11 protein-coding genes are annotated in these 13,626 nt (G+C 72.1%); 7 read left to right on the top strand and 4 right to left on the bottom strand.

Going from position 1 to position 13,626, the window contains the following annotated elements; genetic code table 11:
* Positions 1-53: 53 nt before the first annotated feature.
* A complete protein-coding gene (locus tag AES38_RS00585; protein WP_053773335.1) occupies positions 54-692 on the top strand; it encodes a LysE family translocator in 639 nt (212 codons plus the stop codon).
* Positions 693-821: 129 nt separating this feature from the next.
* On the opposite strand, the gene AES38_RS00580 is transcribed toward AES38_RS00585, so the two are convergent.
* Together AES38_RS00580 and AES38_RS00575 are read right to left on the bottom strand one after the other, a co-directional pair.
* Positions 822-1,754 carry a hypothetical protein gene (locus tag AES38_RS00580; RefSeq protein ID WP_053773334.1) on the bottom strand — a complete coding sequence of 311 codons (933 nt, stop codon included), beginning with the start codon at positions 1,752-1,754 and terminating at the stop codon, positions 822-824.
* A 339-nt stretch (positions 1,755-2,093) separates the two neighbouring features.
* Positions 2,094-3,026: a LysR family transcriptional regulator gene (locus tag AES38_RS00575; RefSeq protein WP_053773333.1), complete on the bottom strand. Its 933-nt coding sequence runs from the start codon at positions 3,024-3,026 to the stop codon at positions 2,094-2,096.
* A 102-nt stretch (positions 3,027-3,128) separates the two neighbouring features.
* Between AES38_RS00575 and AES38_RS00570 the strand changes: the two genes are divergently transcribed.
* From AES38_RS00570 to AES38_RS00560, 3 genes are read left to right on the top strand one after another with little or no spacing between them, the layout of a single operon-like run.
* Positions 3,129-4,235, top strand: a complete 1,107-nt coding sequence (locus AES38_RS00570; RefSeq protein ID WP_072174593.1) for a PrpF domain-containing protein — start codon at positions 3,129-3,131, stop codon at positions 4,233-4,235.
* A gap of 34 nt (positions 4,236-4,269) precedes the next feature.
* On the top strand, positions 4,270-5,553 hold the full coding sequence (locus tag AES38_RS00565) for an SLC13 family permease (protein ID WP_053773332.1): 1,284 nt from the start codon (positions 4,270-4,272) through the stop codon (positions 5,551-5,553).
* A gap of 50 nt (positions 5,554-5,603) precedes the next feature.
* Positions 5,604-6,563 carry a D-2-hydroxyacid dehydrogenase family protein gene (locus AES38_RS00560; protein WP_179945030.1) on the top strand — a complete coding sequence of 320 codons (960 nt, stop codon included), beginning with the start codon at positions 5,604-5,606 and terminating at the stop codon, positions 6,561-6,563.
* Here the strand turns inward: AES38_RS00560 and AES38_RS00555 are convergent, their stop codons facing one another.
* Complete coding sequence (locus AES38_RS00555; RefSeq protein ID WP_244629194.1) at positions 6,564-7,163, bottom strand: TetR/AcrR family transcriptional regulator; 600 nt, start codon at positions 7,161-7,163, stop codon at positions 6,564-6,566. It abuts the gene before it with no gap.
* Positions 7,164-7,230: 67 nt separating this feature from the next.
* Here AES38_RS00555 and AES38_RS00550 point away from each other — a divergent pair, with 67 nt between their 5' ends.
* Positions 7,231-9,855, top strand: a complete 2,625-nt coding sequence (locus tag AES38_RS00550; protein ID WP_053773330.1) for an MMPL family transporter — start codon at positions 7,231-7,233, stop codon at positions 9,853-9,855.
* Between the two features lie 22 nt (positions 9,856-9,877).
* Here AES38_RS00550 and AES38_RS00545 read toward each other — a convergent pair whose 3' ends face one another.
* Complete coding sequence (locus AES38_RS00545) at positions 9,878-11,089, bottom strand: ROK family transcriptional regulator (protein ID WP_053773329.1); 1,212 nt, start codon at positions 11,087-11,089, stop codon at positions 9,878-9,880.
* A 251-nt stretch (positions 11,090-11,340) separates the two neighbouring features.
* On the opposite strand from AES38_RS00545, the gene AES38_RS00540 reads away from it, so the two are divergent.
* Both AES38_RS00540 and AES38_RS00535 read left to right on the top strand, forming a co-directional pair.
* Entirely contained in the window at positions 11,341-12,684 is a 1,344-nt protein-coding gene (locus tag AES38_RS00540) for an ABC transporter substrate-binding protein (RefSeq protein WP_053773328.1), read from the top strand.
* Positions 12,681-13,625 (top strand): carbohydrate ABC transporter permease, encoded by a 945-nt coding sequence (locus AES38_RS00535; protein WP_210767379.1) that lies wholly within the window; start codon positions 12,681-12,683, stop codon positions 13,623-13,625. The genes AES38_RS00540 and AES38_RS00535 overlap by 4 nt, the downstream gene beginning before the upstream one ends.
* Position 13,626: the final 1 nt, after the last annotated feature.

The following is a 13,626-nucleotide window of genomic DNA, read 5'->3' as shown; positions in this document are numbered from 1 at the left end:
CAAGCTGGTCCCTCCGGCCGCGCGCGACGCCGGCGGATCGAGGAGGGACCCGCATGATCACCCTGGCCGCCGCATCCGCCATGGCCCTCGTCGCGCTCGGCATGGTCCTCACGCCGGGCCCGAACATGATGTACCTGGTCTCGCGCAGCATCAGCCAGGGCCGTCGCGCGGGTCTCGTCTCACTGGCCGGCACGGGCGTGGGCTTCGTCGTCTACATGATCATGGCCAACGTCGGCCTCGCCGCGGTCTTCGTCGTGGTGCCGTGGCTCTACACCGGGCTCAAGGTCGCCGGGGCGGCGTACCTGCTGTGGCTGGCGTACTCCACGCTGCGCCCGGGCGGCGCCTCCGTCTTCGACACGCGCGACCTGCCGCGCGACTCCACCGCGAAGCTCTTCCGCATGGGCCTCGTGACGAACCTGCTCAACCCGAAGGCCGCGATCATGTACCTCGCGCTCATCCCGCAGTTCGTCGACCGGGCGGCCGGCGACGTCGTGGCGCAGGGCTTCCAGCTCGGTGCGGTGCAGATCCTGGTGAGCCTCGCGGTGAACGCAGGCATTGTCCTCGCGGCCGGTTCCATCGCCGTGTTCCTGCGGGGCCGCCCCCGGTGGATGCGCTGGCAGCGCTGGGCCACCGGCGGCCTCCTCGGGGCCGTGGGCGTGAAGCTCGCGATCGAGGCGCCGGCGCCAGCCTAGGCGCCGCCGGATCCTCCTGATCCCGCATCCGTGGAATTGAGCGACGTTACGCGATCGGCCCGCCATAGACGCTGCCTCGCCCAAGGGGCGCCGTCACGGCGGAGATGACCTACGGGCGCATTGCGCTCGTCAGTCCGCCCGCCCCGTCACGGAGATGTCCGACGCTTCCGCGATCACCAGGGGCAGTGTCACGGTCGCACCGAGGACGGTCGTGTAGCTCTGCTCGCCCGCGGATGCCGCGGTGAACGAGATGATGTCGTCTTCGATCAAGCGAGTACCGGGTGTCCCAGCGACGGATACGAGGATCGTGTCTTCCCAGAAGACGCGCGTGTAACCAGGATCCTTCGTCATGTTCACCCGATAGGTACCGCCACCCGCATCCTGGATGATGCGGCCCTCGAACCGGTAGTACGTGCCGATCGCGCTGTTGCCCGCTCGGGAAAGGTCCTCGAAGGCGACCGTGCCTGCACTGGCCTTCGCTGCGGCGGTCTTGGCTGCTCGTTCTTCTTCCGCGATCCGCGCATCGTGCGCCGACGCGCTGTCGACGACCGCCACTCGCGCCTCGTTCAGGCTCTTCGTCGCGGTCTCCGCCTGGTACCGCGCCAGCCCGAGACCCGCTGCGGCAGCATCCACCTCATCGCTTCCGAAGTCCGCTGGATCGATGTACTTCCGCTGCGACTCGGCCAGTCCCGCCTTCGCGGTACCGATCTCGGCGGTGAGCTCGCGGAGAAGACTGCCGTCCTCCACGTCACCCTCCGACTTCGTCTCCGTCACCGCTTCAGCGCTGTCGATGCTGTTGCGGAGATTCGAGATCGCACTCAGATGCGACGTGCGAAGGGACGAATAGCCGGCCACAGCCTCGGCCTTCGTCTCCGCCTGCTCGCGAAGGAGGTTGGCTACCAGGACGATGACCACCACGACGATCACTGCGACCAGGAGGCAGACGCCGGCGATGACCCATGACCTCCGTGTGATCCTGCGCCGTGACGACGTCAGCTCTTCCGATGCCGGGTGGGGCTGCGGCTCCGTGGCGATGTCGGACTCGTTGTTCTCGTTGACCATCAATGCTTCTCTTCCAGTGCGATTCGGGTCGCAGAAACGGCGCGGCGCCTAGGCGCGGGGCGTGGCACAACACCGCAGGATCGGGTAATCGCCAAGATCCTATGAGTCTGCATAGAAGCGTGAAGCCGCCCTGAGACCCCCAATTCGGGCGGATGCGACCGCACCGACGGTCAGGTGATCTGCTCGGTCGCCTAGTTCCTGCGGGGCCGACCCCGGTGGATGCGCTGGCAGCGCTGGGCCACCGGCGGGCTGATCGGCGCGGTCGGCGTGAAGCTCGCCGTGGAGGCGCCGGCGCCGGCCTAGGCGACCGGCCCGGGACGCGCCGCGCGCGCCCGGCCGCTACCGCGGATCCGCCCCGGCCCCGGCCGCGAACGACCGCGCCGCGCGCGTGACCGCCTCCGACAGCGCGCGCATCGCCGGCGTCTCCACGCGTCGGGCGAGGGTCGCGAGGTAGATGGTGCGGGCGGGGATCCGGTCGGCCGGCCGGAAGGAGACCGCCCGCACGTCGTCCCGATGCGACGCGAGCGCGAGCCGCGGCGCCATCGCGATGCCGACGCCCGCGGCCACCATAGCCTGCACCTCCTGGTAGTCGTACGCCTCGTACGCGACCTCCGGCGTGATCCCCGCGGCCGCGCAGCTGCGGTAGAGCACGTCGGCCGCCGGATGCCCGCCGTTGCGGGTGATCCACGACTCCTTCCGTAGCGACTTCAGCGCCACCCCGTCCGCGATGGGGCTGTCGGCCGCGACGAGCAGCATCGTCTCGTCCTCCACCAGCTTCCGCAGCGCGAGGTGCTTCTCGGCCTCCTCGGTCCACGCGTAGCTCCAGAGCAGCGCCATCTCGACCTCGCCGGAGCTGAGCTTGTCGATGAGCTCGGGCCGCAGCGCCGACTGCACGCGGATCTCGATGCCCGGCCACGCCGCGTGCGCGTCCTTGAGCGCGTCCGCCAGCAGCGACGCGCTCACGGTGGGGAAGGACCCGAGCCGCACGGTGCCGTGCTCGAGCCCGCGGATCGCCTCGAGCTCGCCCTCGGCGGCCCGCAGCTCGCGGCGCACGGCCCGCGCCTTCGCGGCGAGCACCTGCCCCGCCTCGGTCAGCCGCATGCCGCGCGGGAGCCGGTCGAGCACGGGCTGGCCGATGAGCTGCTCGAGCTTGGCGATGCGCTGCGACGCCGCCGAGGTGGTCATCCGCGAGCGAGCTGCGCCGCTCGTCAGCGTGCCGGAGTCGACCACGTCGAGCAGCAGATCCAGCGTCACGAGATCGAAGGAGGCCATGCGACGACTTTAGCTGGGCTGAACGGGGGCGTAGCAGATCGAGATTTTGCTCAAGCGTCCGGATTCGTAGCGTGAGCACATCGACGACGACCAGGAGGCCTCGTGAGCATCCCCGCCACCCTCATGCGCGGAGGGACCAGCAAGTGCTGGCTCTTCGACCGCGACGCCGTCCCGGCCGACCGGGACGAGCTCGCCGAGCTCCTCATCGAGCTGTTCGGCGCCGACGACCCGCGCCAGCTCGACGGCGTCGGCGGCGGCACCTCCGTCACGTCCAAGGCCGTCATCGTCGGCCGGAGCGACGAGCCCGGCATCGACGTCGACTACCTCTTCGCGCAGGTCGCGATCGGCGCGCACGTCGTGGAGTGGGGCAGCAACTGCGGCAACTGCGCCACGGCCGTCGCGCAGTGGTCGGTCGAGCGCTTCGGGCTCGCGGGCCCCGGCGACGCGCCCACCACGGTGCGGATGCGGAACCTCAACACGTCCGCCGAGGTCGTCGCGCAGGTGGCCGGCGCCGCAGCCGGCGAGGTCTCCGTGCCGGGCGTCCGCGGATCCGGCACCGCGGTCGACCTCGCGTTCGTCGACCCGGCCGGATCCACCACCGGCTCGCTCTTCCCCACCGGATCCGTGCGCGAGGAGCTCGTCGTCGACGGCGTCGCCCACGAGGTGACCATGGCCGACGCGGGCGCGCCCGTCGTGCTGCTCGCCGCGGCCGACATCGGGCTGCCCGCCGCCGCGACCGAGGTGGAGATCCTCGCCGCCGTGCCGCTGCTGCGCCGCATCCGCGCGCACGCCGCCGTCGCGATGGGCATCGCGCCCTCCGTCGAGGCCGCGGGCGACGCCGTGCCCAAGGTAGGCGTCGTCGGCCCGGCTGTCGACCACGTGACCACGCTCGGCGAGGAGGTGCGCGCGGCCGACCACGACGTCTCCGTCCGCATGCTCTCCATGAACGCCGCGCATCCCACCATCGGCCTCACGAGCGCCGTCGCGCTGGCCCTCGCCGCCCGCGAGCCCGGCACCGTGCTCGAGCGCGTCGGGGTGGATCCGGCCACCTCGCCCCTCCGGCTCGGCACCCTCGGCGGCCCGCTGCGCGCCGGCGTCGAGGTCGACGCGGCCGGCACCCGGGTGCTCCTCCAGCGGGCGGCCCGCCGCCTCGCGGACTCGGAGCTCCTCACCCACCACGAACCCATCCCGCTCGCCCCCACCCGCTGACGCGCCCCGCGCCCGCGATCACCAGGAGAAGACAGTGTCGTCTATCGAGATCATCCCCCTCATCGGCCTCGTCGTGATGTTCGTCATCGCGACGGTGTTCCCGATCAACATCGGCTTCCTCGGCTTCATCGGGGCCTTCCTCGTCGGCGCCATCGCGTTCGGCTACGACGACAAGGAGATCCTCGAGGTCTTCCCGGCGTCGATCGTGCTCACGATCATCGGCGTCACCTACTTCTTCGGCATGGCGAAGCAGAACGGCACCATCGACCTGATGGTGAGCGCCTGCATCCGGGCCGTGCGCGGGAAGCTGTACCTCATCCCGTGGGTCTTCTTCCTCGTGGCCGCGTTCCTCACCTCGCTCGGCACCTTCAGCCCGGCCGCGGTCGCGCTCATCGCCCCTGCCGCGATGAGCTTCGCGGGCCGCACGCGCATGAGCCCGCTCGTGATGGGGATCATGACCATCAACGGCGCGCACGCCGGCGCCTTCTCGCCCATCTCCGTCTCCGGCGTGCTCGTGCGCGACATCGTCGAGGGCAACGGCCTCTCGCTCGACCCGTGGCAGCTGTTCTTCTCCAGCTTCGGGATCAACACGCTCCTGTCGGTGCTGACGGTCGCCGCCTACGCGATCACGAGCCGCGTGAAGACGCTCGAGTACACGGCGACCGGCAGCGTCATGACCATCGAGGACGACACCGTCGACGCCGACCACGTGCCGCTCACCCGCGTGCGGATGCTGACGCTCGCGCTCATCGCCGCGATCCTCGTGGTCGTGCTCGTCGGGCACCAGCCCATCAGCTTCGTCGCCATCGCCGCGGGCGTGATCCTCTCCTTCACCGACCTCAAGAACACGAGCCGCTCGATCGCCGGCATCAGCTGGCCGACCGTGCTGCTGGTCGCCGGCATGGTCACCTACATCGCGATGCTCGAGGAGCTCGGCACCATCGACCACCTCGCCGACATGGCGCTGCTCATCGGCGCCCCCGTGGTCGTGGCCCTCGTGCTCTGCTACGTGATCGGCATCTCCTCGGCCTTCGCCTCCTCCACCGCCCTGCTCGCGGCGATCATCCCGCTGTCCCTGCCGCTGCTGCAGCTCGGCGAGCTGCCCGTGGTCGGCGTGGTCGCGGCGCTCTCCATCGCCGCCACGGTGGTGGACGTCTCGCCCTTCTCCACGAACGGCGCGCTCGTGCTCGCCAACGCGCAGGGCATCGACCGCAACGTCTTCTACCGGCAGCTGCTGCTCAACGCCGGGGTCGTGGTGGCCGTGGCGCCTCTCATCTGCTGGCTGCTGCTGGTGCTCGTCCCGAACGCCTTCGCCTGATCCGACGCACGCGCCCTCCCGCCGTCCGGCGGGAGGAGGGAGAGTGGAGCATGACCGCACCGATCCGCATCGCCGTCCTCGACGACTACCAGGCGGTCTCCGCCGACCTCGCCGACTGGGGCGCGATCCCCGGGGCGACCATCACCGCGTTCCGCGAGCACCTCGGATCCACCGAGGAGGTGATCGCCGCCCTCCAGCCCTTCGACGTCGTCGTGGCCATGCGGGAGCGCACCCGGTTCGACGCGGCCGTGCTCTCCTCCCTCCCCGCGCTCCGTCTGCTCGTGACCACCGGGCGCGCGAACGCCGCCATCGACCTCGCGGCGGCGGCACGCGCGGGGATCCTGGTGTCGAGCGGCGCGACGGGCGGCACCTCGGGCGCCGCCGAGCTCACGTGGGCGCTCATCCTGGCCGCGCTGCGGCACGTGCCCGAGGAGGACCGCCGCGTGCGCGACGGCCTCTGGCAGGGCACGGTCGGCGGCGACCTCGCGGGGAGGCGGCTCGGCATCGTCGGGCTCGGCGCGATCGGCGCGCGCGTCGCCCGGGTCGCGCTCGCGTTCGACATGGAGGTCGCCGCGTGGAGCCGGCACCTGGATCCGGAGCGGGCCCGCGGCCTCGGCGTGATCCCGGTCGGCAAGGACGAGCTCATCTCCACCTCCGACGTCCTCAGCGTGCACGCGAAGCTCGACCGGGCCTCCGCCGGGCTCATCGGCGCCGCGGACATCCAGGCGATGAAGCCGACGGCGATCCTCGTCAACACCGCGCGCGGACCGCTCGTCGACGAGGCCGCACTGCTCGCCGCCCTGCACGAGGGCCGGATCGGCGCCGCCGCCCTCGACGTCTTCGACGGCGAGCCCCTGCCGGCCGACTCGCCCTGGCGGTCGGCACCCCGCACGGTGCTCACGCCGCACCTCGGCTACGTGACGGAGGACACCTACCGCCGCTTCTTCGCCGAGGCGCACGAGAGCGTGGCCGCGTGGGCGGCGGGCGCGCCGATCCGGCTGCTCGGCTGATCAGCGCCGGGCGCGTGTCCCCGTCGCCTCGGCGGATCCGAGCACGAACCGCACCAACCGCGTCACGCTCTCGGCGTGGTCGCCCTTGCGGCCGAGCACGCGCAGCACGATGACGCCGAGGATCGCCTGGCCGAGCTCCTCGACGGGCGCGCCGGCGGGCAGCTGGCCCGCGCGGATCCCCGAGGCCAGCCGCTCGGACAGGTCGCGGTCGACGCCGAGGCTCGCGCCGAGGTGGTCGCCCACGGCCTCGTCCTCGGCGGCCGCCGCCACGAGCGAGCGGACGAGCGGCCCGCCCGAGGGCGCGTCGAGCACGGCGAGCACGTCCGTGAGCCAGCGCTCGATGTCGGCGAGGAGGTCGCCCGTGTCGGGCACGGCGAACTCGACCGGGATCAGGCGCCCCTCGGTCATGCACTCGGCGATGAGCGCGCCGCGCGACGGCCACCACCGGTAGATCGTCTGCTTGCCGACGCCGGCCTCCTTGGCGACGCCCTCGATCGTGAGGTGGTCGTAGCCGACGGCGTGGATGAGGCGCACGGTCGCGCTGAGGATCGCCTCGCGGGCCGCCTCGCTGCGGACCCGTCCGGTTCGGTGCTCGTTCACCAGCACAGGGTAGCTCCGGAAACTAGACGAGACGTAGCGTATCGTCGAAGCGTCTGAGGGAGATGACATGGCATCAGTGCTGTACCGGCTCGGTTCGATGGCCGCGCGTCGCGCGTGGCTCGTGATCGTCTCGTGGGTGGTGATCCTCGGGATCGGCGTGGGCTCGTTCCTCGCGTTCGCGGGCACCCTCGGCAACAGCTTCGACATCCCGGGCACGGCCTCGGGCGCCGTCACCGATGAGCTCGCGCAGACGCTGCCCGACACCGCCGGCGGCACCGGCACGGTCGTCTACACGACCACCGACGGGTCGGCCTTCACCGACCAGCAGAAGGCGGACATCTCGGCGCTCGCCACGAGCGCGGGCGACCTCCCGGGCGTCGCGCGCGTGGTGGATCCCTTCGCCGTCACCCAGCAGCGCGCCGACCAGGCCGCGCAGCTCACCAGCGGCGACGCGCAGATCACCGCGGGCCGCACGCAGCTCGACGCCGCGCAGCAGCAGCTGGATGCCGGGAAGGCGCAGCTCGACGCGGGCCAGCAGCAGCTCACCGCCGCGCGCCAGCAGGCCGAGGCCGCGGGCGCGCCGGCCGCGCAGATCGCCGCGCTCGACGCGCAGCAGGCCCAGCTCGATGCGCAGACCCAGGCCCTCCAGCAGCAGCAGGCGACCGTGGACTCCTCCCGCGCGCAGCTCGACGCGGGCGCCGAGCAGGCCGAGCTCGGGCGCACGCTCCTCGGCCTCACGGACGGCATCGGCGTGGTGTCGGCGGACGGCTCGACCGCCATCGTCAACGTCTCCTTCACGGACCCGCGCCTCGAGCTCTCCGAGGAGACCAAGCAGGAGGCCATCGCCCACTTCCAGGACGCGCCCGTCGACGGCACGCGCGTCGACTTCGCGACCGACCTCGCGCAGGGCGTGCCCGAGATCTTCGGCATCGGCGAGGTCGTCGGCCTCGTGTTCGCGGCCATCGTGCTCATCGTGATGCTCGGCACGCTCATCGCCGCCGCGCTCCCCATCGTCACCGCGGTGGTCGGCGTGGGCGTCGGCGTCACGGCGTCGCTCGCGTTCTCCGGCGTGGTCGACATGGCGTCGGTGACCCCCGTGCTCGGCGTGATGCTCGGCCTCGCGGTCGGCATCGACTACTCCCTCTTCATCGTCAACCGGCACCGGAAGCAGATGCTCGCCGGCACGGGCGTGCGCGAGTCGATCGGGCTCGCCACCGGCACCTCGGGCACGGCGGTCGTGTTCGCGGGATCCACCGTGATCGTCGCGCTCCTCGCCCTCAACATCACGGGCGTGCCGTTCCTCGCACTGATGGGCACGGTCGGCGCGGTGTGCGTGCTCGTCGCGGTGCTGGTCGCCATCACGCTGACGCCCGCGGTGCTCGGCCTCGCCGGCACGCGCGTGCTGCGGAAGCGCGACCGCGCGGCGGCGGCCGAGGCCGGTCGGGCCGCGCACCCGGGCGAGTCGGCGAAGGCCCTGAAGCCCATGTCGACCGCGCGCGCCGTGCTCACGGTGGTCGGCACGGTCGTCGCCCTGCTCGTGGTCGCGATCCCGAGCCTCTCGATGCGCCTGGGCCTGCCGGACGGATCCAGCGAGCCCGCCGGATCCACCAGCCAGCGCGCGTTCACCACGGTCGCCGCCGAGTTCGGCGAGGGCGCCAACGGCCCGCTGCTCGTGGTCGCGGACGTGCCCTCCGGCGTCGCCGCCGACGACCTCCTCGCCACGCAGGTCGACGTCGCGCAGGCGCTGCACGACCTCGACGACGTGGTGGCCGTCGCCCCCGTCGCGAACACCGACGACGGCAGCGTGCTCGCGTTCCAGGTGCTCCCCGAGGAGGGCCCGAACAGCGCGTCGACCGAGGAGCTCGTGCAGGACATCCGCGCGCTGCCCGAGCTCGACGGCGGCATCTCGCTCGGCGTCGCCGGGCAGGCCGCCACCAACATCGACATCTCCGAGGCGCTGGCCGCGGTGCTGCCGCTCTACCTGCTCGTGGTCGTCGGCCTGTCGCTGCTGATCCTGATCGTGGTGTTCCGCTCGATCCTCCTGCCGCTCATCGCGACCGGCGGGTTCGTGCTCTCGCTCTTCGCGACCTACGGCCTCATCGTCGCGGTGTTCCAGTTCGGCTGGGGCGCGAGCCTGATCGGGCTCGAGAGCTCGGGGCCCATCCTGAGCTTCCTGCCGGTGATCCTCGTCGGGATCCTGTTCGGCCTCGCCATGGACTACCAGCTGTTCCTCGCGAGCGGCATGCGGGAGGCGTACGTGCACGGCGCCGAGGCCCGGCTCGCGGTGGTGCAGGGCTTCCGGGCCGGGCGCGCGGTCGTGACGGCGGCTGCGCTGATCATGGTGTCGGTGTTCGGCGGCTTCGTCTTCTCGGAGTCGACCATCATCCGGTCGATCGGCTTCGGCCTCGCGTTCGGCGTGCTCCTCGACGCGTTCGTGGTGCGCATGCTCCTGATGCCGGCGCTCATGCACCTGCTCGGCCGCTCGGCCTGGTGGCTGCCGCGCTGGCTCGACCGGATCCTCCCGGACGTCGACATCGAGGGCGCGGCGCTCGAGCGCACCCACCCGCACGCGTCGGCGCCCGCCGCCGACCTCCCCGCGGGCCTCCCGGCGGACGGCGGGCACGGTGCCCACGCGGCCCCGCCCACGGCGTCGACCATCCAGGCCGAGACGGCGGCCGCGCCGCGCGACTGACCCGCGACGCGCGCCGCCGCCCTCACCCCATGACGAGGACGCCGGCGTGCGGCGCCAGGAAGCTGTCGAGCACCAGCTCGGCGGCGCCCTGCGCGGCGATGCGCCCGCCCACCGCGCTGCCCACCACCCGGAACCCGGGCCGCGCGACGACGAGCTCGCGCTGCACGGCCTCCTCGAGCACGGGGAGGAACGCGTCGCGGAGCCGGTCCCACGCGGGTCCGCCGAGCACCACGCGCGGCACGTCGAGGAAGTTCACGAGCACCGCGATCCCCGACGCGACCCGTCGGGCGGCGCGCGCGAGCAGCTCCCGGGCCGCCTGGTCGCCGCCCGCCGCCAGCTCCGACAGGCGCGTCAGCGCGTCGTCGAGCGCGAGGTAGTCGGCGAGGTCGGGCAACGGCATGAGACCCGCCTGCACCGCCTGGATCACGAGCGCCTCCGGCACGCACGCGGCCGCCAGCCCACCGCGTCGTCCGCCCCAGCCGAGGTCCTCCGCGGCCGGGTCCACGAGGATGTCGCCGATCTCGCCGATGTTGTTGCTCACGCCGCGGAGCACCCGGCCCTCGGCGACGACCGACGCGCCCACGCCGGATCCGAGGTAGAGGAACAGGAAGTCGGCGTCGGCGGAGGCGCGCAGCTCCGCGGTCGCGGCGGCCGTCACGTCCTTGTCGAGGAGCACCGGGAGGCCGGTCGCCTCGTGCAGGTCGGCGCGCAGGCGCACGTGCCGCCACCGCGGGAGCTGGGGCGGGGCGATCATGACGCCCGTGCGGACGTCGAGCGGGCCGGGCACCGCGACGCCGAGGCCGAGGACGCGCTCCCGGTCGACGCCGGACGCCGTGATCATCCCGTCGACGCTGGTGGCGATGAGCGCGGTCGTGTCGTCGGGGTCGGGTGACTGCGGCGTCCGGAGCTCGCGTCGGTCGCGGATCCCTCCCGCGACGTCGAGCAGGAGCACGGTGAGGCGGGCCGGATCCACGTGCACGCCGACCGCGCACGCGCCGTCCGGATCCACCGAGAGCGGGATGCTCGGGCGGCCGCGGTTCGTGTCGGCGGGCGCGCTCTCGCGGATCATGCCGGTGTCGATGAGCCGGCGGGTGATGTTCGAGATGGTCTGCGAGGCGAGGCCCGAGAGGCGCTGCAGGTCGGCGCGGCTGCGACCGGGCTCCCGCCGCACGAGGTCGAGCACGACGGCCTGGTTGTAGTCGGCGAGCCGCGGGAGGTTGCTGCCTCGGGACACGTCGCCTCCTCGTCGCCAGGCCGGGTGCGCCGGCGGCGGGACGTCCCCCGGCGTCCGACGAAGCTACCGCAGCGGCATCGGCCCGCCGATCCCCGGGGCGCCCGCGGACAGCGCCCCGTTGCCCAGCCGTTCCGGCACATGAGGGAATTCCGTTGACGCCCATGACCTCATGTCCTAACATCTGACGCAGCGCTTTATCCCATCGAAGTGGCAAAGTGGCCGACGGACGGGGCGCGGAGAGAGGCATCGCAATGAAGCGTTCCCGCGTGATCGCGGCCCTCGTCACCGGAACAGTCGCGGTCGGGCTCAGCGCCTGCTCCAGCGGCGGCGGATCGGCCGAGGACGGACCCGTGACCATCACGATCATGGAGACCAAGCAGACCAACATCGACGCCATCGGCAAGGTCATCCCCGGCTTCGAGGCCGCGATGAAGGAGCAGGGCAAGGACATCAAGGTCGACCTGATCGCGGACCAGCTGACCGACGAGCAGTTCATGACCAAGATGACCCAGCAGCTCATCGCCGGCCAGGCGCCGGACGTGCTGGACATCGGCGAGAACATGGCCATCGCGTGGTCGTCGGCCGGATACCTCGCGCCCCTCGACGACTACCTCGAGGAGTGGGACGGCTGGTCGCACTACTACCCCGCCGTCAAGGAGGCGATGACCCGCCAGGACGGGAGCATCTACAGCCTCCCGTCCGGCGCGGGGGTCCTCAACCTCTTCATCCGCCAGGACGTGCTGACCGAGGTCGGCGTCGACACCAGCCAGCCCGCGACCTGGGACGAGCTGATCGACCGGCTCGTGCAGGTGAAGGAGAGGACCGGCGGCACCCCCATCGTCATCCCGGCGGGCACCGCGTGGGGCGGCGGCACGTGGGGCGAGGGCTTCCAGCCCCTGCTCGGCGGCACCGACACCGGCTACTACGACACCGAGACCGACACGTGGGACCTGGAGAGCCCCGGCTGGCTGGCGGTGTTCGAGCTGTACGCCGAGCTGGTCGACAAGGGCCTCATGCCGGTCGAGGACCTGCAGAACCCGAACCCCTGGGAGCCCACCAAGTACGAGAAGTTCCCCGAGGGCGAGATCCAGGTCGCCGCGCAGGGCACGTGGGGCTGGAAGTTCGACTGGGGCCCCGAGGGCGCGACGCCCATCGACGGGCTCGACGAGAAGGTGACCACCTGGCAGTTCCCGGGCCTGCGCTCCGGCGACGAGCCCTACGGGTGGAGCAGCACCGGCGGCGGCTACGCGATCTCGGAGCAGTCGGAGAAGAAGGACGCCGCGATGGAGTTCATCCAGTACCTCTCCACCGGCGAGCCCCTCGCGCAGCAGTTGACGGCCTCCGGTGCGGCCTCGGCCCGCGACGACCTCGACGACGTGGCGCCCTACTCGAACGAGCCGCACCTGCTGCAGGCCGGCGAGGACCTCGCCGACAGCGTCTTCGTGGTGACGGGCGACGGCACCGACCAGATCGGGCAGGCGGTGGCGTCGGCGACGGAGCTGATCCTCAGCGGCAAGGCCGACGGCCGGCAGGCGTACGACGCGTTCGTGGAGAACGCGACGGACCTGCTCGGGCCGGGCCTGGTGAAGGAGTGACGTCGGTCGTCGACGCGGCGATCCCGGTGCGGGCGGCGGTCACGCCGCCCGCACCGGCGCGGAGGCGCCGCCGCTCGAACCTGCCCCTCGTCGCGCTCCTCCTCGGACCCTCGGCGCTGCTCATCACGGTCTTCATCGTCCTGCCGGCGCTCTACAGCGTCTGGCTCAGCCTGACCAACACGCAGCTCACGGGCTTCGCGGCGCGTGACCCGAAGTTCGTCGGCCTCGACAACTACGCCTACCTGCTGACGAACGCCGACTTCCTCGGCTCGCTCGGGCAGACCGGCACCTTCCTGCTGTTCTCGGCGATCATCGGCCAGACGGTGCTCGGCATGGTCGCCGCGATCGTGCTCAGCCGGCCGTGGATCCGCGGCAAGGGCCTCTTCGGCGCGGCCGTGCTCATGCCGATGGTCGTCCCCGAGGTCGTCGCCTCCCTCACCTGGGCGAGCGTGCTCGCGACCAGCCCGGAGGGCACGCTCAACCGGCTGACCGCGGTGTTCGGGGAGGAGCCGACCGCCTGGCTCCAGACGGCGCCGATGCTCGCGATCATCCTGGTCAACATCTGGCGCGGGGTCGCCTTCGCGATGATCATGTTCCAGGCCGCGCTCGAGGACGTGCCCGTCGAGCTGATCGAGGCGGCCCGCATGGACGGCGCGAAGGCGACGCAGGTCTTCCGCCACGTCACGCTGCCGCTGATCCGCGGCCCGGTGTTCCTCTACCTCCTGCTCACGACCATCAGCACCGTCGGCGTGTTCGGCCTCGTGTACTTCCTCACCCGGGGAGGGCCCGGCGGGCAGACGCGCCTGGCCGCGATCTACATCTACGAACGCGCGCTCCAGTTCTCGCAGATCGGGATCGGCAGCGCGGCGTCCATCATCCTGCTCGTCATCGTCCTCGTGCTCGGAGCGGTCTACATCCGCCTGGCGAAGGTGGAGGTGTGAC

It is taken from the genome of Clavibacter capsici, from assembly GCF_001280205.1.
Taxonomy (GTDB): Bacteria; Actinomycetota; Actinomycetes; order Actinomycetales; family Microbacteriaceae; genus Clavibacter; species Clavibacter capsici.
Note: the sequence above shows the minus strand (reverse complement) of the source record. Positions and strands in the feature narration are given on the sequence as shown.

Bases quoted from the DNA above. Each gene is read 5' to 3' on its own strand.
- AES38_RS00585 (WP_053773335.1), top strand. From the start codon at position 54: ATGATCACCCTGGCCGCCGCATCCGCCATGGCCCTCGTCGCGCTCGGC.
- AES38_RS00580 (WP_053773334.1), bottom strand. From the start codon at position 1,754: ATGGTCAACGAGAACAACGAGTCCGACATCGCCACGGAGCCGCAGCCC.
- AES38_RS00575 (WP_053773333.1), bottom strand. From the start codon at position 3,026: ATGGCCTCCTTCGATCTCGTGACGCTGGATCTGCTGCTCGACGTGGTC.
- AES38_RS00560 (WP_179945030.1), top strand. From the start codon at position 5,604: ATGACCGCACCGATCCGCATCGCCGTCCTCGACGACTACCAGGCGGTC.
- AES38_RS00550 (WP_053773330.1), top strand. From the start codon at position 7,231: ATGGCATCAGTGCTGTACCGGCTCGGTTCGATGGCCGCGCGTCGCGCG.
- AES38_RS00540 (WP_053773328.1), top strand. From the start codon at position 11,341: ATGAAGCGTTCCCGCGTGATCGCGGCCCTCGTCACCGGAACAGTCGCG.